This is a genomic window from Phenylobacterium sp., assembly GCF_004297125.1.
Taxonomy (GTDB): Bacteria; Pseudomonadota; Alphaproteobacteria; order Caulobacterales; family Caulobacteraceae; genus Phenylobacterium.
In genome coordinates this window covers 112,451-132,932 of sequence record NZ_SCVD01000019.1, presented here as the reverse complement: position 1 = coordinate 132,932, position 20,482 = coordinate 112,451, and the positions used below count along the sequence as shown (strand labels likewise).

Sequence of the window (20,482 nt, the reverse complement as noted above, 5' to 3'; positions counted from 1 at the left end):
TTTGAACCCTTTTAGCGAGGCGTCCCCTACGGGAGCAAGGCGCGAGCGCCCGCGCTTGACGCGAAGGCCGGCGGGCCGCAAGGCGGGGCATGGTCGAGGACGTACAGTCGATCATCGAGATCGCCGCGCCGCGGGAGCGCGTATGGCGCGCGCTCACCGAGCCCGCGCTGGTGACCCTGTGGATGGGCTGCCTGCGTTTCCGGCCGGAGGCGGGGCACATCTTCTATCTGCAGCCTGATCGCGCCCGCCGGACTGCCGACGACGTCACCGACGCCATCGCCTGCCGGATCGAGGTGCTGGACCCGCCGCGACGCCTGAGCTTCTCGTGGGGTTTTCCCGACGTCCCCGACACCTTCGTCGACATCCGCCTGCGCAACATCGCCGGCGGCACCCATGTGCGGCTCGTCCACTCGGGCTGGGACCAGTTCGAGGAGCGCGAGACGGACGAGGTGCGCGGCGGCCTCGGGTACGCTTGGCACACCGTGGCCCTGCCGAGGTTGCGGGCGGTGGTGGAGGGCTAACTAGCCCAGCGCCCGCCAGCCGATGTCGCGGCGGCAGAAGCCGTCGGGGAAGTCGATGGCGTCCACCGCCGCATAGGCCCGGTCCCGCGCCTCTCGCAGGGTGGGGCCCCGGGCGCAGACGTTCAGCACCCGGCCGCCGGCCGCACGCAGGGTTCCCCCCACGTCGCGCCTCGTCCCGGCGTGGAAGACCACGGCGTCCGCGCCGAGATCGGCCTCGGTCCCGCGGATCTCGCCGCCGGCCGCCGGTGTGCCCGGATAGCCCTTGGCCGCCAGCACCACGCAGACGGCGGACTCGTCGCGCCATGTGGGCGCCGGCATGTCGGCCAGCGTCCCGTTCGCGCAGGCCACCAGATAGGGCACGAGATCGCTTTCCAGGCGCAGCATCAGCACCTGGCACTCAGGATCCCCGAAGCGGACGTTGAACTCCACCAGTTTCGGCCCGTGCTTCGTCGCCATCAGCTCGACGAACAGCACGCCGCGATAGGGCGCCCCGTCGGCGGCGATGCCCGCGAAGGCGGGCTCCACCAGCCGCTCTCGCACCTGCTCCACCAGTTCGCGCGTGAAGACCGGCGCCGGCGAATAGGTCCCCATGCCGCCCGTGTTCGGCCCCTGCTCGCCGTCGAAGGCGCGCTTGTGGTCCTGGGCCCAGCCGAACACCATCGAAGTCTTGCCGTCGCAGAGCGCGAACAGCGATCCGATCTCGCCTTCCAGGAACTCCTCGATCACCACCCGGGCGCCCGCCGCGCCGAACCGGCCGCCGAAGGCGTCGTCGATGGCCGCCTCCGCCTCGCTCCGTTCCGAGGCGATCACCACGCCCTTGCCCGCCGCCAGGCCGTCGGCCTTGATCACGTAGGGCGGCTCGAAACGGTCCAGCGCCGCCTTGGCTTCGGACGCGCTCTCGCATACCGCATAGGCCGAGGTCGGCAGGCCGTAGCGGTCGCAGAACGCCTTGGTGAAGGCCTTGGAGCTTTCGAGCTGGCCCGCCTGCGCGCTGGGCCCGAAGCAGGGGATGGCGGCTGCCTGCAGGGCGTCGGCCAGGCCGGCGTCCACCGCCGACTCCGGCCCGATCACCACGAGGTCGGCGGCGATCTCGCGGGCCAGGGCCACCAGGCCCTCGACGTCCGTCGCCGCGACGTCGCGCAGCTCGCATTGCGCGGCCATGCCGGGATTGCCCGGGGCGGCCACGAAGCGCGTCACCAGCGGCGAGGCCGCGATCTTCCACGCCAGGGCGTGCTCGCGCCCGCCGGAGCCCACAAGCAGGATGTTCATGAAGGGCGGCTTTGGCGTGGCCGCCCCTTCAGGTCAAGCCGCCTTGGCCCAGCGCCTCACCGCGGCAAGCGTCAGCCGAACGGGCATGACGATGTGATCGAGCCCAAGCATCTTTGCGTCCTTGCAGCTCTACCATACCATGTTACGCGAACGGCGACGCCACGTCGCAACCTCAGGAACGTCGGCGTCCGATATAGGATGGCGTGACTGAAGGCCAGACGACGGGGAGACGGGATGGCCGATCCTATCATCGAAAGCGCCGAACAGGCGCTCGAACATCACGCCGAGCGAGCGCGCGAGGTGGAGCATCGGGTGAAGAACACCCTGCAGCTCATCTCCTCCATCGTGCTGCTCCAGGGCCGCCGCGCCGCCGACGAGGGCGCGCGCCAGGCGCTGAAGGCCGTTCAGCAGCGCGTGGCCGCGGTCAGCGTCGCGCATCGCCACGTGGGCTGGAACGACGACTCCGAAACGGTGGAGGTCGCCGCCCTGGTCCGCGAGATCGTCGGCGACCTGGCGGGCTCGGCCGGCCGCGAGGGCGTGGACATCGACCTGGATCTGGACGCGGTGACGATCCCCGGCCGGCAAGGCGCGCCGGTGGCGCTGCTGGTGAGCGAGGCGGTAGGCAACGCGCTCCGCCACGCCTACCCGGACGGCCGCAAGGGCCGCATCCAGGTGGCGGTGCGACGCACGGAGTCGGGCTTCGACCTGACGGTGTGCGACGACGGGGTCGGCATGGAGGCGGACGCCTCCAAGACCGGCTTCGGCCTGACCGTCGTCCAGTTGATGACCCAGCAGCTTCGCGGCCGCCTCGAGACCGCCGCCGCGCAACCTGGGCTGCGGCTCTCCGTTAGCGTGCCCATGGACACTGCAACCCCCTCGGCCTGATGGCCCAGTCCCTTATCGCCGACATCATCGGCACGGGCGCAGCCCTGTGCTCCATGACCAGCTTCATCCCGCAGATCGCCAAGCTGCGACGCGACCGCGACGCCTCCTCGGTCTCACTCAAGATGTACGCGGTGACGGTGACCGGCTTCTCGCTCTGGATCGCCTACGGCCTGATGATCGGCAGCTGGCCCGTGGCGGCTTCGAACGTCGTCTGCCTGGCCCTCTCGGCCACGATCCTGCTCCTGAAATGGCGCTACTCGGGGGGCCCTGGGCTAGCCAGCGGCCAGCCGGAGCCGTAAGTGCTTCGCCGGCAAGGGCCTTAAGGTAGCGGAATGACGGATCGGTTGGCGGCGGCGCAGGCGGCGTTGAGCGCAGGACGCAACGGCGAGGCGATCGAACACCTGGTCGCGGCCGTGAACGAAGACCCCGCCCGCCCGGCCTCGGTGTACCGGATCTTGACCGCCCAGCTTTACGGCGCCGGTCGCTATGCGGAAGGCGAGACGTTCGCCGCCCGCGGCCTCGAGCGCCATCCCCGCGACTACGACCTGCTCAACACCCGCGGCGTGCTGCTTCGCAAGCTCAAGCGCCAGCCCGAGGCCGTTCCAGTCCTCGAACAGGCGGCGAAGCTGGAACCCAAGAAGCTCGCGGCGCAGCAGAACCTGGGCAATGTCCTGCTGGACCTGAACAGCGCCGCACGGGCCGAGGCCGTGTTCAGCAAGCTGGTGCGGCTGGAGCCCCGCAACGCCGAGTACCAGCGCCAGCTGGGCCGGTCGATCATCAAGCAAGGGCGGATCGATCAGGGCCTCATGCGTGTCCGCCAGGCCCTCAGCCTGCAGCGCAACAACGTCGACGCTTGGCTGGACATCATAGGCACGCTCAACGACGAGTTCCGCAGCGCCGAGGCCGAGGAGGCCGTCGATAAGGCGCTCGCCGCCAATCCCGGCGCCCAGCGTCTGCTCGAGGCCAAGGCCACGATCCTGCGCCGCGCGGGCGATCCCGTCCGGGCGGAGACCTACCTGCTGGGCTTGCTGCCCTCCAATCCCGACGCCGCCTGGCTGCACCACGCGCTGGGCGTCCACTACGCCGACCAGGACCGCGACCGCGCCAACCAACATCTGGAGAAGGCTATCGCTCTTGACCCGCAGCGCCTGGAGTCCGCCATCGCGCTGATCGAAGGCTATGAGCGCAACCGCAAGGGGGACGAAGCCGCCAACGTCGAGAAGGCCTACCAGCTCGCGAAGTCGCTGCTGTCCCGCAAGCTCGACTTCACCGACTCGGCGAAGAAGATCGTCTGGGAGACCCTGGGACGGCTGTGCGATTTCGAGGCCCAGGCCGAAGTTGGCGACTTCCGGACACTCGGCCGGGCGTGGGCCTCGAGCGGCCGCCACACCGCACTGATGAAGCAGATGCCCCAGGTGCGCTCCGACGAGGATCGCCTGGAATTGGTCGAGCAGCACCGGACGTGGGGCCGCCTGACCGAGGAAGGCGCGGCCCGGCGCCCGATCAACCGCCCGCCGCCGCGCCCGCCGGGCGGCAAGATCCGCCTGGGCTTCATGTCCTCGGACCTGCGGTTGCACCCCGTGGGCTACTTCGCCCGCCCGCTGTTCGAACACATCGACAATGAGCGGTTCGAGGTCTTCGTATACTCCTACTACACCGGTCCCGAAGCCGACGCCGCGCAGCAGTTCATCACGTCCAAGGTGAGCGCCTACCGCTGGTGGCCCCACTTCACCGTGACGGAGGCCGCCCAGAAGATCGCCGACGACCAGCTCGACATGCTGATCGAACTGGGCGGCTCGACCCACATGAACAAGCTGGAGGTGATGGCCTATCGGCCCGCGCCGCGGCAGGCCAGCTGGCTGGGCTACCCCCACTCCGCCGGGCTGGAGACCATCGACTACTTCGTCTGCGACCCCTACATCGCGCCGCCCGATCCGCGCCTGCTGATCGAGAAGCCGCTGATGCTGCCCCACGCCTGGTACCCGCTCAGCGCCTCGGCGTTCCGCGAACAGCCCGCGGCCGACGTCGAGCCGCCCATCGCCCGCAACGGCTACGTGACCTTCGGCACGGCCAACCAGCCCTACAAGTACACCCCGGAGGGTCTGCGGACCTGGGCGCGGATCATGGCGCGCTGCCCCGGCTCGCACTTCCTGTTCGTCCGGCCGGAAGGAAATTCGCCGTCGTTCCAGGCGAACCTGCGCCGCGCCTTCGCGGCCGAGGGCATCGAGGGCGACCGGATCGAGTTCGAGTCCGTGCGCGGCGCACACCTGCCGCACTACAATCGCATGGACATCAGCCTCGACACCTTCCCGCAGACCGGCGGGACCACGACCTGCGAGTCGATGTGGATGGGCGCCCCCTGCATCAGCCTCAAGGGGCCGGCGCCCTACGAGCGGCTGAGCTATTCGGTGCTGAGCAACGTGGGCCTGGTCGACCTGTGCGCCGACACTCTGGAGGGCTACGTCGAGACCGCCGTCGCCCTCGGCAACGATCCGGCGCGGATCTCGGACCTGCGGGCGACGATGCGCGACCGCATGCGGGCAAGCCCGCTGGGCCAGAGCACGGCCTGGGCGGCCGGCTTTTACGACGCCGTGGAGCGGGCGGTCCGCGAAGGCTAGGAAGGATCGCGATTGCGCTCGATGAAGGCCTGGATGTCGCCGCTGAGCAGCAGGGGCAGGTTTTCGCGGACGCGCCCCGGCGGCCAATCCCACCAGGCGATCGCGAGGAGCGCCGCGATGGTTTCCTCATCGAACCGATATTTCACCACGCGCGCCGGGTTGCCGGCGACGATCGCGTAGGGCGGGACGTCGCGGCTCACCACCGCGTGGGCGGCGACGACGGCGCCATGGCCGACCGTGATCCCGGACATGATGACACCGTGGCTGCCCAGCCAGACGTCGCTGCCGATCGTTACATCGCCACGGCCGACCGTGTGTTTCGCGCCGCGGGCCTCGGGCCACTCCGGGAAGGCCGAGAATGGATACATCGAGACCCACTCCGGGCGATGGTAGCCCCCCAGGAACACCTGGACGTTGTCGGCGATCGAACAGTAGTCGCCGATCCGGCAGACATAGATTCCTGGCGCGCCCCAATACCTTAGGGCCAGCGAGCCGTAGGTATGCGGTCCGACCACGAGCCGACCGGCCTCGACGTGCTGGGCTACGGCGTCCTTGGTGAAGACGGGGGGCGGCATGTCTCTGACCCGGTTCCGACGCGCGACTCAGTCCAGAGCGCCGCTCTGATGCAGGCCCGCGTACCATGCAACATAGTCGTCCCAGAAAGCGTCTTCGTCCCAGTTGGCGCCCCATCCCGACTGATCGTTCACACGCACCAGCGGTTCCTCGAACACGGCTTGCGCGGCGAGTTCGACCCGGCAGTCCAGCCCAAGGCGCCGTGCGGCCTGGGCGGCGACCCGTTGCGCGAACTCGCCTTGAGGCGCGATCCAGCCGGAGGGCCGGGCCACGGAGGTTTGCGCCTCGGAGCCGAGCGCCTGGACAACGTACTCGGCATAGGCCTTGGCCAGCCGCGCCGCCGCCAGATGGTCGCGAACATAGAGCGGGGTTCGAACCAAGGGCGTCTCACCCGCGAACCAGCTGCGGAACAGGTGCCAGCCGAAGCGCCGCTCCTCGAGCGCGCCATAGGGGCTGGGGATGACGAACCGGCCGAAGCGCAGGCCGGCGGCCCGCGTCCAATAGTCGAAGGCCGCGCTGGTGAGGGTCTTGGACAGGCCATAGGGCGTCACCGCGCCGGGCTCGTCGCCGCCCCCCTCGCCGGCTTCGAACACGCTGCCGGTCAGGACCACCAGTCGCGCGCCCGCTTCTCGCACGGCCTCCAGCACCGCGCCTGCGCCGGCGGTGTTGCGCGCCAGGGCGTCCACCGGATCGAAGCCGGGATCGCGGTAGCCGGTGATGTGCGCGGCGTGGTGCGCCAGCACGTCGAGGCCGCCGCTGGCGCGGATATCGGCTAGCAGGGCTTCCGAGCCGAAGGGGCGATTGAAGGTCACCCGGGCGCAGCGTTCCAGACGCTGGACACGGTCCAGCCGCACGCCTTCATAGGCGGAGCGTTCGCGCAGAAGCGGCGCGATCACCTCGAACCCCGCGGCCGCCAAACCCTCGGCGATCCAGACCCCCGTGAACGAGCTTCCGCCCGTGAGCAGGATCCGCGTCGCCATGGGCTTAGCCGTGGTCCGCATAGGCCGCATCGCGTGGCGAGATCAGCGCGGGCGCGGCCGGCCACTGTATGCCGAAGGCGGGATCGTCCCATCGCACGCCGGCCTCGCGCCCCGGCCGGAAGGCGGGCGCGATCTGGTAGACGACGTCGGTGTCGGGCTCGAGGGTCAGGAACCCGTGCGCGATCCCCTCGGGGATGAACAGCGCCATGAGGTTCTCGGCCGACAGCTCCGCGGCGGTCCAGCGCCGGTAGGTGGGGCTTTCGGGACGCAGGTCGACGGCGACATCGAACACCCGCCCCTGCGTCACGCGCACCAGCTTGGTCTCGGCGTACGGCGCCGGCTGGAAGTGCAGGCCGCGCAGCGTATGGCGGTGCGGATTGCGTGAGATGCTGGTCTGGGCGGGTTCGAACGGGATGCCGGCGGCGGCGAACTCCTCGGGGCAATGCAGCCGCGCGAACAGGCCCCGGTCGTCGCGGTGCGGCTCGGCCTCGACACGGACGACACCGGCGATCTCCGTGGGCGTGAAGCGCATCAGTCGAGGATCTCGGTGCGGGGCGAGGCGATCACGAAGCGGCCGCCCCAGTCGGCGATGAACGCCAGCTGGCGGGTGATCTCGTCCTTCAGGTTCCAGGGCAGGATCAGCACATAGTCCGGCCGGGAACTGGCCACGGCGGCGGGCGCGCGGATCGGCACATGGCTGCCCGGCAGGTAGCGGTCCTGCTTGGCCGGATTGGCGTCGTAGGCCTCGATGATGTCGTCCGCGGTCGTGCCGCAGTAGTTCAGGAAGGTGTTGCCCTTGGCCGCGGCGCCATACGCCGCGATCGCCTTGCCGTCATCCTTCGCCGTGCGCAGGAAGGCCTGGAAGCTGTCGCGGACAGCCTCCACCCGCGCCGTGAAGCCGTCATAGGTCTCAGGCCGGTCCAGGCCTGCCGCGGCCTCCGCGGCGCGGACGGCGCGCAGGCCCTCGGTCTCCGCGTGGCCAGCGGCCTGGTGGCAGCAGAACAGCCGCAGCGAGCCGCCGTGGGTCGAAAGCTGTTCGACATCGAACACCCGCAGGCCATGGGCGGCCAGCACCTGCTCGACCGCCAGCAGCGACAGGTAGGAATAGTGCTCATGGTAGATCGTATCGAACTGCACCTTCTCGATCAGGTTCAGCAGGTGCGGGAACTCGAAGGTCAGCACGCCCTGCGGCTTCAGCACATGGGGGAAGCCGCCGACGAAGGCGTTCAGGTCCGGCACATGGGCCAGGACGTTGTTGGCCGCCATGAGGTCGGCCCGGTCTCCCCGTGCCGCCAGCGTCTGGCCGGTCTCGGCGTTGAAGAAGACCACGTCGGTGCGCACCCCGATGGCGCGGGCGGCCTCGGCGGTGTTGGCGGTGGGCTCGATCCCCAGCACCGGCACGTCCCTGGCGAGGAAATGCTTCAGCAGGTAGCCGTCGTTGCTGGCGATCTCGACCACCAGCGACTCCGGCCCCAGGCCGAACCGCGCGATCATCGCCTCGGCATAGCGGCGGGCATGCTCCACCCAGCCCGGCGAGAAGGACGAGAAATAGGCGTAGCCCTCGTCGAAGATCGCCTCGGCCGGCACCTCATGGTCGGCCTGCACCAGGAAGCAGGCGTCGCAGACCTTCGTGTGCAGGGGAAACACGGGCTCGTTCCCGGCCGCCAGTTGCTCGGGCGTCAGGTAGCTGTTGGCCAACGGCTGGAGGCCGAGGTCGAGGAAGGTGCGGGTGAGCGGCGAGCGGCAGAAACGGCAAAGACTCATGGCCGGCTCTCGTAGCCTTCGATCTGCTCCAGGCACAAGGACAGTGCGTCCTCGCCCGCGGCCTGCCGGCGATACCAGTCCATGGTCAGCGCCACGGCCTCCGGCGCTTCCAGCCGGCTCTCGAAGCCCAGCACCCGGCGGGCCAGGCTGGCGTCGATCGCCAGGCTCTTGGCCTCCAGGGACTGGGGATCGGGCTCGTGGCGCCAGGGTTGGCCGCCCAGGGCCTCGACGCCGAGAGTCGCGAGTTCGCCCACGCTGACCTCGGCGCCGCCGGGCTTCGGGCCGAAGTTCAGCGCCCGCGGGGTGGCCGGATCGGTCGCCAACGCCTCGATGTGTCGGAAGTAGCCAGCTAGGCAATCCAGCACATGCTGCCAGGGCCGCGTCGCCTCCGGATGGCGCAGCACGACCGGCTCGCCGCCCCGCGCCGCGCGCACGATGTCGGCCACCAGGCGGTCGCGGGAGAAATCGCCGCCCCCGATCACGTTGCCGCCCCGCGCCGTGGCGACCGGCACGGAGGGGAAGAAGCTCTTCGCGAAGCTCTGGATGACGATCTCGGCGGCCGCCTTCGACGCCGAATAGGGATCCTTGCCCCCAAGGTTGTCGCCTTCGACGAAGGCGCGGCCCGTTTCGTTGTTGGCGTAGACCTTGTCCGAGGTGATCGCGAGCACGGCCTGCAGCGCGGTCTGGCCGCGCAGCGCCTGGAGCAGATGCGCCGTGCCCATGACGTTGGTCTCGAACGTCCCGATCGGATCCTCGACCGAGGTCCGCACGATGGGCTGGGCGGCCATGTGCAGGACCAGGTCGAAATCGCGCGCGCCCACCGTCGCGGACACCGCCTCCGGGCTGCGCAGGTCGACCAGGCGTGAGACCACGCGGCGCTCGACCCCGGCGAGCGTGAACAGCGCCGGCGTCTGGTCCGGCGGCAGGCCCAGGCCCGTCACCTCGGCGCCCATCCGGCTCAGCCAGATCGCGGCCCAGGATCCCTTGAACCCCGTGTGGCCGGTCAGCAGGACCCGCTTGCCGGCCCAAAAGGCCTGGGTCACCGGGCCGGGATTCACCGCCGCCACGGCGCCTCGCCGGACGCCCACAGCGCCTCGAGCTGGTTCTTGTCGCGCAGGGTGTCCATCGCCGCCCAGAAGCCGTCGTGGCGATAGGCCATCAGCTGTCCGTCGGCGGCGAGGCCCTCCAGCGGCTGCTGCTCCCACACCGTGGCGTCGCCCTCGACACGGTCGATGGCCTGCGGGTTCACCACGAAGAAGCCGCCGTTGATCAGGCCGTTGTCGCCCGGAGGCTTCTCGATGAAGCGCTGCACCTGGCCCTCGTTGATCTCCAGCGCGCCATAGCGGCCAGGCGGCGCCACCGCCGTGATCGTGGCGTCCTTGCCGTGGCTCTTGTGGAAGTCGGCCAGCGCCCGCAGGTCGACGTCCGAGACGCCGTCGCCGTAGGTCAGGAAGAAAGGTTCGCCGGGGGTGAGGTAGGGCGCGACGCGCTTCAGCCGCCCGCCCGTCATCGTCGCCTCGCCGGTGTCGACCAGGGTGACGCGCCAGGGCTCGTGGTTGGTCGCGTGATATTCGACCGCCCCCTTCGCCAGGTCCACGGTCAGGTCCGCGTTGTGAAGCACGTAGTTGGCGAAGTACTCCTTCACCACATAGCCCTTGTACCCCAGGCAGACGATGAACTCGTTGAAGCCATAGTGCGAATACAGCTTCATGATGTGCCAGAGGATCGGCCGGCCGCCGATCTCGATCATCGGCTTGGGCTTCAGGTGGCTCTCTTCCGAGATGCGCGTGCCGAGCCCGCCCGCCAGGATTACCGTCTTCATGCCTTGCCTTCTGGCGCGATGCCCGCGCGTCGGAGGCCGTCTTAACGGGTAAGTCGGCGATCCAGAAGTCTTGCGCGCCGCGCCCGGGCGCGGGAAGGGAGGCCATGGCCGAACCGCCTCTCGTCACCTTCCTCATCGCCGGCGTCCAGAAGGGCGGCACGACGGCGCTGTTCGACTATCTGGCCGATTATCCCGACATCGCCCTGCCGGACGCCAAGGAGCTGCATTTCTTCGACGACGAGGATCGGGATTGGAGCCGCCCGGATTACGGCGCCTACCACGCCCGGTTCGCCGCCCGCCCCGGCCGGCCCTGCGGCGAGGCCACGCCGATCTATAGCTACTGGCCGAACAGCCTGGAACGGATCGCGGCCTACAACCCAGCCATGAAGCTGGTGCTGGTGCTGCGCGATCCGGTCCAGCGCGCCTGGTCGCACTGGCGCATGGAATACGCGCGGGGCGTCGAGCCCCACCCGTTCGCCTGGTGCATCCGCGAAGGCCGCCAGCGTCTGTTCGAGGGCCAGACCTGGGGCCATCATCACGCCTTCTCCTACGTCGAGCGGGGCTTCTACGGCGAACAGATGGAGCGGCTGTACGGCCTGTTCCCGCGCCGCCAGGTGCTGATCCTGACGTCCAACGCCCTGCGCGCCGATCCCGGCGCTGCGCTCGCCCAGGTGCGCGCCTTCCTCGATCTCCCGCCCGCGCCGGCGCCGGCTCCCCGCGAGGTCCATGTCGGCCGGGAGATGGCCTATCCGTCGGAGCTCACCGCCGACGACGTCGACCACCTGCGCCAGGTCTACGCCGCCGACGCCGAGCGGCTGGCGGCCCTGACCGGGATCCGTTTCGGCTAGAGCCACAGTTTCGTCCCGCTGCACGGACACGGTCCACGCATGAAGGTCCTCACCCTCCCCGCCCTCTGCCTGGTCGCCGTCGCCGCCGTCTCGGCGCCCTCGGCCGTGAGCGCGCCCGAGCGGCCGGCGCTGTCCTTCCCCCTGGCCTGCGATCCGGGCCGGACCTGCGAGATCCAGCACTACGTCGACCGCGACCCCGGATCGGGGACCCGCGACTATCGCTGCGGCCTGAAGACCTATGACAAGCACACCGGGATCGATATCCGCCTGCCCGACATGGCCGCCCAGCGCCGGGGCGTGAACGTGCTGGCCGCGGCGGCAGGCCGGGTGACTCGGCTCCGCGACGGTGTGCAGGACATCTCGATTCGCGCGCCGGGCGCGCCGCCCGTCGCCAACCAGGAGTGCGGCAACGGCGTCGTGGTCGACCACGGGAACGGCTGGGAGACCCAGTACTGTCATCTGGCCCGCGGCAGCATCCTGGTGAAGCAGGGCGACAACGTCGCGGCCGGCGCCCCGCTCGCCCGGGTGGGGCTGTCCGGCAATACGGAGTTCCCGCACCTGCACCTGACCGTCCGCCACGCAGGCCAGGTGGTCGATCCCTTCGCGCCCGACATGAGCAACCCGCAGGCCTGCGCGGCCCAGCCGGGACTTTGGACGCCGCAGGCCCTGGCGCGGATGTCCTATCGGGCCGGCGCCGTGCTCAACGCAGGCTTCACCGACGCCCAGATCACCATGGACGATGTTGAGGCGGGCGGGCTCCGCCCGTTCACCGCCGCTTCGCCGCTCCTGATCGCCTACGGGCGCGCCATCGCGCTGCTGCCCGGCGACGAGGTCGAGCTGGACCTGAAGGGGCCGGACGGCGTCAGCCTGGCGCGCAGCCGGGCCCAGCCGCTGCAGCGCTGGCGGGCGCAGGACCTGCTCTACGTCGGCAAGCGCCGGCCGGCCACGGGCTGGCCCCGCGGGCTCTATATCGCCGACTACAAGGTCTGGCGCGCCGGCAAGGTCGCCGTGAGCCGGCGGGTGGAGATCCGGCTCTAGCACCCGCACTTCCAGGCGTGACAGCCGAGGGGGCCAGACCTTAGGACTACGGCATGGAGTCGACGTTCTACGAAGGCGTGGCGCACCAGAAGGCCGGGCGGCTCAACGAGGCCGAGGCCTGCTATCGCCGCGCCGTGGGCTGGCGGCGGGACTGGGCGCTCGGCAACCTCGGGGTCGTGCTGCGGATTACGGGCCGCCTGGATGAGGCCGAGGCGGCGCTGCGGGAGGCGCACGCCGTTGACCCGAATGGCCTGAATATCCGTCACACCCTGGGCATGACATTGCTGCAACTCGGCCAGTACGCCGAGGGGTGGGCCATGTACGAAGCGAGGCACCAGTTGCTGCCCCGACCCACCGCGCCGTTCCCCGAGTGGCAGGGAGAGTCGCTGAGGGGAAAGCGCATCCTCGTTCTGGGTGAGCAGGGGCTAGGCGATCAGATCCTGTGGTCGCGCTTCATTCCGCTATTGGCGGCCCAGGCCGCCGAAGTCCGGGTTGCGGTCGCCCGCCCGCTGGTGCGCCTGCTGCAACAGCTTCCGGTCGAGGTGTTCAACAAGCAGGCGTTCGAGGACGAGAAGGTCGACGTCTGGGCGTCGATCGGTTCCGTTCCACGCTGGCTGGGCGCCGGACCCGACGATGCGCCGGCTCCGACGCTGCGCGGCCGCAAGCCCGACCATCCGCCTGTCGGCATGGGGCTGATGCTGCAGGGCGGAGATCGCAATCCTCACCCCGAGCGTGTGCCGGGGCCGGCCGTCGCCAGGGCTGTCCGGGGGCTGCGGCCGTTCGCCGAACTGGCGCCGGAACGCAGCGGCGCACGCGACTTCGCCGATACGGCCGACCTCATCGGCGGACTGGAAGGCGTCGTGACGGTCGACACTTCCGTGGCCCACCTCGCCGGGTCGATGGGTAAGCCGTGCTGGATCCTGATGTCGCGTCCCGCCGTCGACTGGTACGTGAACTGGAAGACCGAGCGATCGGCCTGGTACCCGTCGGCGCGGATCGTCCGTCAGCGCACGCCCGGCGACTGGGCGGGCGTGCTGGGGGCCCTCGCCTCCGAACTGCCGGCCGCGGGGGCCGAGCAAGACCCTTCGACGGCCGTGGCCGGATCAAGCTTCAGTTGAACGAGACGTGATCTGCGCGACCCTTCTCCGCGGCGGAGCTTTGCGCTAGCCTCCTTTCGTCAGCCTTGCTCTCCATGGCTGTGTCGCTTTGGCCGGGCGGCGGATCGCAAGATTCCGCCGTCCGGCCGTCTGCGTTCTGGGGCGTCAGGACGGCCGGCTGATCGCCACGATGTCGTGGCGGGCGAGCCAGAGCAGGCCCCTTTCCAGGAAGTTCGCCCGGCTCGGCGCGACCAGCTCGCGCAGTCTGGCGACGGTCGCTGGGCCATGTTCGGCGAGGGCTGCAAGAACCTGGGCGACCTCGGCAGCGGTCGGACGGTTCATGGGACTGTACACGGCGAGCGGCGCGCCCAGGCGTGCGCGAGCGTCCTGCTCGGTGACGCCGGGAATGAGGCTGACGATGTCGTCGCGCATCAGGTGGCGCGTCGGATAGGCGGCGAACAGGGCGAAAGGATCGGGCGCGTAGGGATTTGTGCCCGGCGAGGGCGTTTCGGGCGCGGCGCGGCGGCGGGCGTTCTGCTCGGCCCAGAGCGCCTGGTACTGCGGGATGATCACCGACCAATCGAAGACCTCGCGCGCGCGGAGTCGGGCCTGCTCGCCCTGGCGGCGGCGGAGGTCGGGATCGGTGACAAGGACCGAGATCGCCGCCTCGGCCTCGCCGAGGTCGACGGCGGTGTACTGGCCGACCGCGCCGACGTAATTGTCATAGGTGATCCAGCTGTTCGCGTACCAGTGCGCGATGTCGCCGCCGAAGCCGGGGCGCGGCGCCAGGGTGGGGATCCGGAAGCCGTCGATCCCGTGGCGCAAGGTGTCCTTGTAGCCGTCCCAGTCGCTCACCACCGAGGGCAGGCCTGCGGCCATGGCCTCGACCGGGGTCAGCCCGAAGGTCTCCTGGATGTTGTCGGAGAAGCTGATGAAGAAGTCGGCCACCGACCAGATCGAGAAGCGCGCGTCCGGCGCCCGGCCGTCGACCGCCCGGTATTCGACGGAGGGGCAGAGCTTGGCGGTCTCTGCGTGGTACGTGGCTTGCGCCGCCTCGCTCTCCGCCCAGCCTGAATTGACCCAGTAGATGGTCCGACCGGTGCGCTTCGCCGCCCGCTCCAGGGCCATGGCCATCAGCGCGGGGTTCATCTTGCCCCGCACGTTGAAGCGGCCGACGTAGAGCCCCACGACCCCGTCGGCGGGAATGCCGAGGCGTTCGCGCCAGGCGCGGCGGTGCTCGGCAGAGGGACCGAAATCGGCGACGTTGACGCCGAGCGGGATGGTCACGCGCTGCGGCTCGGCCCTGCGACGGCGTCCGTACTCGGACCGCATGTGTTCGCGCATCATGTCGAGTTGGGCGTCGACCGCGGCGCGCACGGCGGTCGAGGTGCAGATCAGCGCGTCGTAGTCGTCGAGGGGCGCGATGAGGAAGTCCGCGAGGTGGCGCATGACGCGGTCGGTCGCGGTGGTGTGGGTGACGCCACAGATCGCGTAGCGCCGGGCGCCCAGCGGCAAGCGCGCCCAGGCTTCGTGCGGGAGCTTGGGATCCGGCAGGTGCAGGACCCCGGGGTCGCCGAGCGCGTTGCGGCCCAGCCGGGGGATCCAGCGGACAGGCTTGCCCGGTGGCTCGATGCGCTCGACCAAGACGTCGAGTTCCGCGGTGGGCTTGCCGGACAGGTTCCAGAAGTCGAAGCGCTCCACGTCAGCGTGACGGAGGAACCCACGGAGGAAACTCTCACCCGCGGAATGCCGACCCAGAAGCCGGGTCTGCGACGCATCGAACGCGTCGGGGTGAAAGCAGATCGCAGCGTTGGCCATGGATCGCGCGTCTTAACGCGGCGCTCGATCGCGAGGCAAAGAAAAAGGGCCGCCCCGAGGGGCGGCCCTTCCAGATCGAGTTCTAAGTCCAGCTTAGATGATGTTCGACGAGCTGATGTCGGCGAGCGTACGGCCCACCAGCACCACCGCGTCACCGGCGGCGGTGTTACCCGCGCCTTCAACAAAGACGACCACGTCGCCGCCGACTTGAACCACGTAGTATTCGGTCGTGGTCGAGCCGTTGAACACCGTGTTGGCTTGGGTCAGGGCGGTGGTGAAGTCGGCCGCCGTGCCAGCCTCTTGGTAGTTCACAGCACTGCCAGCGATGGCGAAGTCGAGGCTGTCGGTGGCTTCCCAGTCCTGGATCTGGTCCAGGGAACCCGCCGTCACGCCCGAGTCACCAGCGGTGAACACGAAGACGTCCGCACCGTTGCCGCCCTTCAGGACGTCTTCGCCAGCGCCACCCGTGATGGTGTCGTTGCCGTCGCCGCCGAGGAGGGAGTTCTCACCCGCGCCGCCGGTGACGATGTCGTCACCACCGCCCGCGTCGACGTTGTCGTCACCGGTGCCGGAAGCGTCGATCGTGTCGGCGCCTTCGCCGCCGTTCACCGAGTCCAAACCATCGCCGGAGGTCAGGTTGTCGTCGCCCGCGCCGCCGATCAGGACGTCGTTGCCAGCGTCACCCACCGCGGTGTCGTTGCCATCGCCCAGCGTGAGCTGGTCGTTGCCGGCCCCGCCCGTGACGTTGTCGTCGCCAGCGCCAGCGTCGATGCTGTCGTTGCCGCCGGCCGCGTTGGTGATGGTGTCGTTGCCGTCACCGCCCGCGGTGGTGTCGTTGCCACCGCCAGTGGTGATGCTGTCGGTGCCAATGCCGCCCGAGATGCTGTCGGCGCCAAAGCCAGCGACGATGGTGTCGTTGCCATCTTCACCGGAAATGGTGTCGGCCGCACCCGCCGCGGTCGTGGCGTCACCAGCGTTGCTGGTCAGCACGTCGTTGCCGATGTTGCCGTTGAGCAGTTCGCCGGTCAGGCCCGTCACCGTGATGGTGTCGTTGCCGGAGCCGCCGAGGATCGTCACCTTACCATCGGACGAGATGCTGTCGTTGCCGGCGTTGCCTTGGAGGAAACCGCCGATCGTGGTGGTGGAGATGTTGTCACCGCCGTCGCCGCCAACGATCGAGACCGAACCCGTCGCCGAGCCAGCCGCCGAGAGGGTGTCGTTGCCGGTGCCGCCGTCGATGGTGTCGTTGCCGCCCGTCGAGCTGATGTTGTCGCCTTCGCTTTCGCCAAAGGCCAGGTCGGCGCCGTCACCAGTGGTGATGACGTCAGCACCGATGTTGCCGTTCAGGAAGTCGGCGCCCGAACCGCCAGCGATGTTGTCGTCGCCTTGACCGCCCAGCAGGGTGTTGGCGCTGGTCGAGGAAACGGTCGCCGAGACGGTGTCGTTGCCGAGGTTACCCTGAGCGAAGTTGACGCCCGTACCGACGTCGATCGTGTCGCCGTCTTGGCCGCCGTAGATGGTGTCGTTGCCGGCGCCGCCGAGGAGGCTGTCGACGCCCGAGTTGCCTTGCAGCAGGTCGTTGCCAGCGTCGCCGTTGAGGCTGTCGTCGCCGGCGCCGCCGAAGAGGCCGTCACCACCGGAACTGCCGAGCTTGATGTCCTGGGTCGCGATCCCCACGTGCAGCACGGAGCTGTCCGGGAAGATAATGTCCGGTTCGCCAGCGAAGGTGGCCGGGAAGGTCACGGCCTTGCCGGTCAGGCCCGAGACGAGCGTGATCGTCGCCGAGCTGGTCGCCGTCGCCGCGTTGTAGCGAACGGTGGTCAGGTTCGCGCGCTCGCCAGTCGTCTGGAAGACGAGGGTGTCGTTCGTAGTGGTGCCGAACCCCGCAGCTTGCGCGTCCGTAATAGTCTCAAAGAAATAAGTCGCCATAGATCTCTCCAGTCTGTGTCACACGGACCCCTAGAACGCTTGACCCCCATCCCCGATGGAGCAGTCCCAGCGGTCCATTACCCCAAGCGCCATAGCATGGCTGCGGCGTAGGTTAGACGAGCCCAAGGGCAGAGGTATCGGAAGCCCGCCAATTACGCAACACCAAAAAGCCCCAAGGACCTTCAGGCGAAAGGGTGTTGCACAGGCGCCTCTACTCCTCGCGGAACGCATCTTCGAGGGTCTGCGTAATTGGCGAAATCAGGAAGCCCATGACGGACCGCTCGCCCGTCACGATCAAGGCCATCGCCGGCATCCCGGGCGTCAGCTTCACGCCCTTCTTGAGCTTCTTGAGTTCGGCCGGCGGGATGCGCAGATCGACCCGGTAGAATGCGGCCCCGGTCTTGTCGTTCGTCATCCGATCGGCCGAAACGACGGAGACCGTGGCGTCCAGCGAATCGTTGAACCGCTGGTTCAGGCCGGTCAGCTTGATCTTCGCCTTCATGCCCTCGTGGATCTCGTCCACGTCCTCGGGCTTGACCAGGGCGGTGATGGTGAGCGGCGTGCCGGACGGCACGACATCCATCATGACCTCACCGGCGCCGACGACGCCGCCGACCGTGAACTGGGTGAGGTTGAAGACATAGCCGTCGACTGGCGACCGGACCACCGTGCCTTCCAGGGTCTGGCGCGCCGTCGTCAGACGCGGAACGATGTCCGCCAGCTTCGCCTGGCTGTCACGCAGACCCTCGGCCGCCTCGCTTTCGCGCTGGTTGCGGATGGAGGTCAGCTGCAAGCGGGTTTCGCCCATCTGCTGCTTCAGCCTCGCGATGTCCGCCGTGAGCTGGCCTTGGCGACCAGCCAGCTCGGCGAGCGTGCGCTCGTAGCGCAGGATCAGGGTCTTGGGCGCGAAGCCCTGCTCGTTCAGCTTGCGGTAGCCGGCGAGCTCCTCTTCGGTGAGGCGCTTCTGCTCAAGCACCGAATCGACCTGCGCCTGCTGGCCGACGACCTGGGTCTCGATCTGCTGGATGCGCTGCATCAGGACGGCCGACTGGCTCTGGAAGAGCTGCTGGCGGGTGGCGAACAGGAACTGCTGGTCACGGACCAGAGTGGCCACCGCCGGGTCGGCCATGCGCGCGTTCAGCTCGGCCGGCAATTCCAGCGTGGCCTTGCCCATCGCTTCGGCCGTGAACCGGGCGTTCTGGCTCAGAAGAGTGTCGTACTGATTCTGGAATACGGTGACGGCGGCGCGGGCCTCGACGTCGTTGAACAGGAGCAACGGCTGGCCGGCGCGGACATGCTGACCCTCCTTGATCAGGATCGCCTTGACGATCCCGACTTCCTTGTGCCGCAGGGTCTTGCGCTGCGCGTCGGCGCGCACCTCGGCCGGGGCGGTGATGCCGGTGGCGAGCTGGCTGACCGAAGCCCACAGGCCCAAGCCCAGGACCAGCGCGCCGATAATGCCCGCGCCCACCACCATCGGCCGGCGCAGCCGCTGCTGCAGCTCGGTGGGCATCGTCTCCTTCTCGTCGTTCCCGAAAGTCGGGGCGACGTAGGTGCGGCGGACCGGGGTCAGATCCAACTTCATCGGCCAGCCTCCACCGCGCGAACCTCAGGCTGCTGCGCCGGCTTGACGAGGCGCGACATCACCTGGTCGCGCGGACCGAACAGTTCGACGCGCCCTTCGCGCAGGACCAGCATCTTGTCCGCGGCGCGGAAGACCGCCGGCTTGTGCGAGATGATCACGACCGTCGCGCCATTGGCCTTCATGGCGTCGATCGCACGCATCAGCGCTTCTTCACCCTCGGCGTCGAGGTTGGCGTTCGGTTCGTCCAGGACCACGAAGGCCGGTTTGCCGAGCAGGGTCCGGGCCAGGCCCACACGCTGACGCTGGCCGGCCGACAGCACGACCCCGCTTTCGCCCACGTCGGTGTCATAGCCCTTGGGCATGCGCAGGATCAGTTCGTGCACGCCCGCGAGCTGGGCGGCGGACACCACCTCTTCGTCGGTCACGCCCTCGCGGAAGCGGGCGATGTTGTCCCTCACGGTGCCGCCGAAGAGCTCGGTGTCCTGCGGCAGGTAGCCGATATGCCTGCCGAAGTCGGCGCGGTCCCAGGTGAACACGTCCGCGCCATCCAGGCGCACGACGCCGTTCAGCGGTTTCCAGATGCCGACCAGCAGGCGGGCGAGCGTCGACTTGCCAGCGCCGGACGGGCCGATCACACCCAGCACCTCGTTGGGGTCGAGCGCGAAGTTGATGTTGTTCAGCACCAGGCGCTGCACGGCCGGTGGCGCGAAGTTCACGCCCTCGACCGACAGCTTGCCCAGCGGCCGCGGAAGGGCGGTGGCGCGGATCGACGGCTCGGCGCTGGCGAGCAGCTTGTTCAGCCGCTCGTAGGCCCGGTACATGCCGTTGAGGGCGTCCCATGAGCCCACGATCTTCTCGATCGGCTGCAGGGCCCGGCTCGCCAGGATCATGTTCGCGAACAGCATGCCGGAGTGGATCTTGCCCTTCATGATCAGCCAGGCGCCGATCGCGATGATCAGCACCTGGATCCCCATGCGCACCGCCTTGATGATGTCGGTGTACATGTTCGACGCTTCAGCCGCCGACGCGCCGCGCTCGATGGTCACGGCTCGGTGCTGCGCCCAGGCCTGCCCCAGCGTCGGCAGCATCCCCATGGCGCGGACGACCTCGCCGTTGCGCAGCGCCGCGTCGGTGAAACCGTAGCTCTTCAGGGCGGCCTCGTTGGCCTCCTTCAAGGCGCCCTGGGTGGCGCGAGTCTGGGCGACGGCCAGAGCGATCAGGATGATGGCCCCGATCAGCGTCACCGTGCCGACCAGCGGATCGATGATGAAGAGCACGCCCAGGAACACGGGGATCCAGGGCACGTCCATGAACGCCGCGGCGCCGATGCCGGTCAGGGTCTGGCGGAACGAATCGAGGTCGCGCAGAGCCTGCGCCCGCGCGCTCCATTCGCCGCGAACCGCGGCATCGAACAGGCTGGTGAAGACCCGGCCCGACACCCGCTGGTCCAGCGCGACGCCGAAATTGATCAGGATGCGGGCGCGGTAGTCGTCGATGGCGCTGGAGACCACAAAGACGAAGAGCGTGACCAGCGTCAGCATCCAGAGCGTGGCCTGGTTCTGACTGGTCATGACCCGGCCATAGATCTGGTACGTATAGAGCGGCAGGGCCATGTAGAGCAGGTTCGAGACGAGGCTGAAGCCGAAGGCCACGGCGGCGGGCTTGTAGCCGGCGCGCAGCCCGCGCCCGAGCGCGTTGTCAGGTAGGTCCGTAAGGAACGTGAGGAATTTCATGT

Annotated in this window: 18 protein-coding genes; 7 read left to right on the top strand and 11 right to left on the bottom strand. The window is 69.1% G+C overall.

From position 1 onward, the window contains the following. Positions 1-89 precede the first annotated feature (89 nt). Positions 90-521: an SRPBCC family protein gene (locus EPO51_RS08930; RefSeq protein WP_293348954.1), complete on the top strand. Its 432-nt coding sequence runs from the start codon at positions 90-92 to the stop codon at positions 519-521. On the opposite strand, the gene purD is transcribed toward EPO51_RS08930, so the two are convergent. Continuing rightward, positions 522-1,790, bottom strand: coding sequence for a phosphoribosylamine--glycine ligase (purD, locus tag EPO51_RS08925; RefSeq protein ID WP_293348952.1), 1,269 nt, complete (start codon positions 1,788-1,790; stop codon positions 522-524). It lies immediately after the preceding gene. 234 nt (positions 1,791-2,024) lie between these two features. On the opposite strand from purD, the gene EPO51_RS08920 reads away from it, so the two are divergent. From EPO51_RS08920 to EPO51_RS08910, 3 genes are read left to right on the top strand one after another with little or no spacing between them, the layout of a single operon-like run. Beyond that, positions 2,025-2,675 (top strand): sensor histidine kinase, encoded by a 651-nt coding sequence (locus tag EPO51_RS08920; RefSeq protein ID WP_293348950.1) that lies wholly within the window; start codon positions 2,025-2,027, stop codon positions 2,673-2,675. After that, a complete protein-coding gene (locus EPO51_RS08915; RefSeq protein ID WP_293348948.1) occupies positions 2,675-2,974 on the top strand; it encodes a SemiSWEET family sugar transporter in 300 nt (99 codons plus the stop codon). Before EPO51_RS08920 ends, EPO51_RS08915 begins: the two co-directional genes overlap by 1 nt. Positions 2,975-3,007: 33 nt before the next feature. Continuing rightward, positions 3,008-5,293 carry a tetratricopeptide repeat protein gene (locus tag EPO51_RS08910; protein WP_293348945.1) on the top strand — a complete coding sequence of 762 codons (2,286 nt, stop codon included), beginning with the start codon at positions 3,008-3,010 and terminating at the stop codon, positions 5,291-5,293. Here EPO51_RS08910 and EPO51_RS08905 read toward each other — a convergent pair. The 6 genes from EPO51_RS08905 to rfbF are packed head-to-tail and all read right to left on the bottom strand — an operon-like array spanning position 5,290 to position 10,432. Beyond that, positions 5,290-5,868 (bottom strand): CatB-related O-acetyltransferase, encoded by a 579-nt coding sequence (locus tag EPO51_RS08905; protein ID WP_293348942.1) that lies wholly within the window; start codon positions 5,866-5,868, stop codon positions 5,290-5,292. The two genes, EPO51_RS08910 and EPO51_RS08905, sit on opposite strands and share 4 nt — an antisense overlap. A 27-nt stretch (positions 5,869-5,895) precedes the next feature. After that, complete coding sequence (locus EPO51_RS08900) at positions 5,896-6,846, bottom strand: NAD-dependent epimerase/dehydratase family protein (RefSeq protein ID WP_293348939.1); 951 nt, start codon at positions 6,844-6,846, stop codon at positions 5,896-5,898. Positions 6,847-6,850: 4 nt separating this feature from the next. Continuing rightward, the gene (gene rfbC, locus EPO51_RS08895) at positions 6,851-7,378 is read right to left on the bottom strand and encodes a dTDP-4-dehydrorhamnose 3,5-epimerase (RefSeq protein ID WP_293348936.1); all 528 of its coding nucleotides are present in this window, start codon (positions 7,376-7,378) and stop codon (positions 6,851-6,853) included. Continuing rightward, positions 7,378-8,610, bottom strand: a complete 1,233-nt coding sequence (locus EPO51_RS08890; protein ID WP_293348933.1) for a class I SAM-dependent methyltransferase — start codon at positions 8,608-8,610, stop codon at positions 7,378-7,380. The genes rfbC and EPO51_RS08890 overlap by 1 nt, the downstream gene beginning before the upstream one ends. Next, positions 8,607-9,677, bottom strand: coding sequence for a CDP-glucose 4,6-dehydratase (gene rfbG, locus EPO51_RS08885; RefSeq protein ID WP_293348930.1), 1,071 nt, complete (start codon positions 9,675-9,677; stop codon positions 8,607-8,609). The genes EPO51_RS08890 and rfbG overlap by 4 nt, the downstream gene beginning before the upstream one ends. Next, positions 9,665-10,432 (bottom strand): glucose-1-phosphate cytidylyltransferase, encoded by a 768-nt coding sequence (rfbF, locus tag EPO51_RS08880; RefSeq protein ID WP_293348927.1) that lies wholly within the window; start codon positions 10,430-10,432, stop codon positions 9,665-9,667. The genes rfbG and rfbF overlap by 13 nt, the downstream gene beginning before the upstream one ends. Positions 10,433-10,536: 104 nt before the next feature. Here rfbF and EPO51_RS08875 point away from each other — a divergent pair, with 104 nt between their 5' ends. The 3 genes from EPO51_RS08875 to EPO51_RS08865 are packed head-to-tail and all read left to right on the top strand — an operon-like array spanning position 10,537 to position 13,436. After that, positions 10,537-11,280 carry a sulfotransferase domain-containing protein gene (locus EPO51_RS08875; protein WP_293348924.1) on the top strand — a complete coding sequence of 248 codons (744 nt, stop codon included), beginning with the start codon at positions 10,537-10,539 and terminating at the stop codon, positions 11,278-11,280. 39 nt (positions 11,281-11,319) lie between these two features. After that, positions 11,320-12,318 (top strand): M23 family metallopeptidase, encoded by a 999-nt coding sequence (locus tag EPO51_RS08870; RefSeq protein ID WP_293348921.1) that lies wholly within the window; start codon positions 11,320-11,322, stop codon positions 12,316-12,318. A 53-nt stretch (positions 12,319-12,371) separates the two neighbouring features. After that, positions 12,372-13,436, top strand: a complete 1,065-nt coding sequence (locus EPO51_RS08865) for a tetratricopeptide repeat-containing glycosyltransferase family protein (protein WP_293348918.1) — start codon at positions 12,372-12,374, stop codon at positions 13,434-13,436. Positions 13,437-13,580: 144 nt separating this feature from the next. Here EPO51_RS08865 and EPO51_RS08860 read toward each other — a convergent pair whose 3' ends face one another. The 4 genes from EPO51_RS08860 to EPO51_RS08845 form a co-directional block, all read right to left on the bottom strand. Next, complete coding sequence (locus tag EPO51_RS08860; RefSeq protein WP_293348915.1) at positions 13,581-15,233, bottom strand: glycosyltransferase family 4 protein; 1,653 nt, start codon at positions 15,231-15,233, stop codon at positions 13,581-13,583. 93 nt (positions 15,234-15,326) lie between these two features. Further along, positions 15,327-17,162 (bottom strand): calcium-binding protein, encoded by a 1,836-nt coding sequence (locus tag EPO51_RS08855; protein ID WP_293348912.1) that lies wholly within the window; start codon positions 17,160-17,162, stop codon positions 15,327-15,329. A 211-nt stretch (positions 17,163-17,373) separates the two neighbouring features. Beyond that, on the bottom strand, positions 17,374-18,747 hold the full coding sequence (locus EPO51_RS08850; protein ID WP_293348909.1) for an HlyD family type I secretion periplasmic adaptor subunit: 1,374 nt from the start codon (positions 18,745-18,747) through the stop codon (positions 17,374-17,376). Beyond that, positions 18,744-20,480 carry a type I secretion system permease/ATPase gene (locus tag EPO51_RS08845; RefSeq protein WP_293348906.1) on the bottom strand — a complete coding sequence of 579 codons (1,737 nt, stop codon included), beginning with the start codon at positions 20,478-20,480 and terminating at the stop codon, positions 18,744-18,746. The genes EPO51_RS08850 and EPO51_RS08845 overlap by 4 nt, the downstream gene beginning before the upstream one ends. Positions 20,481-20,482: the final 2 nt, after the last annotated feature.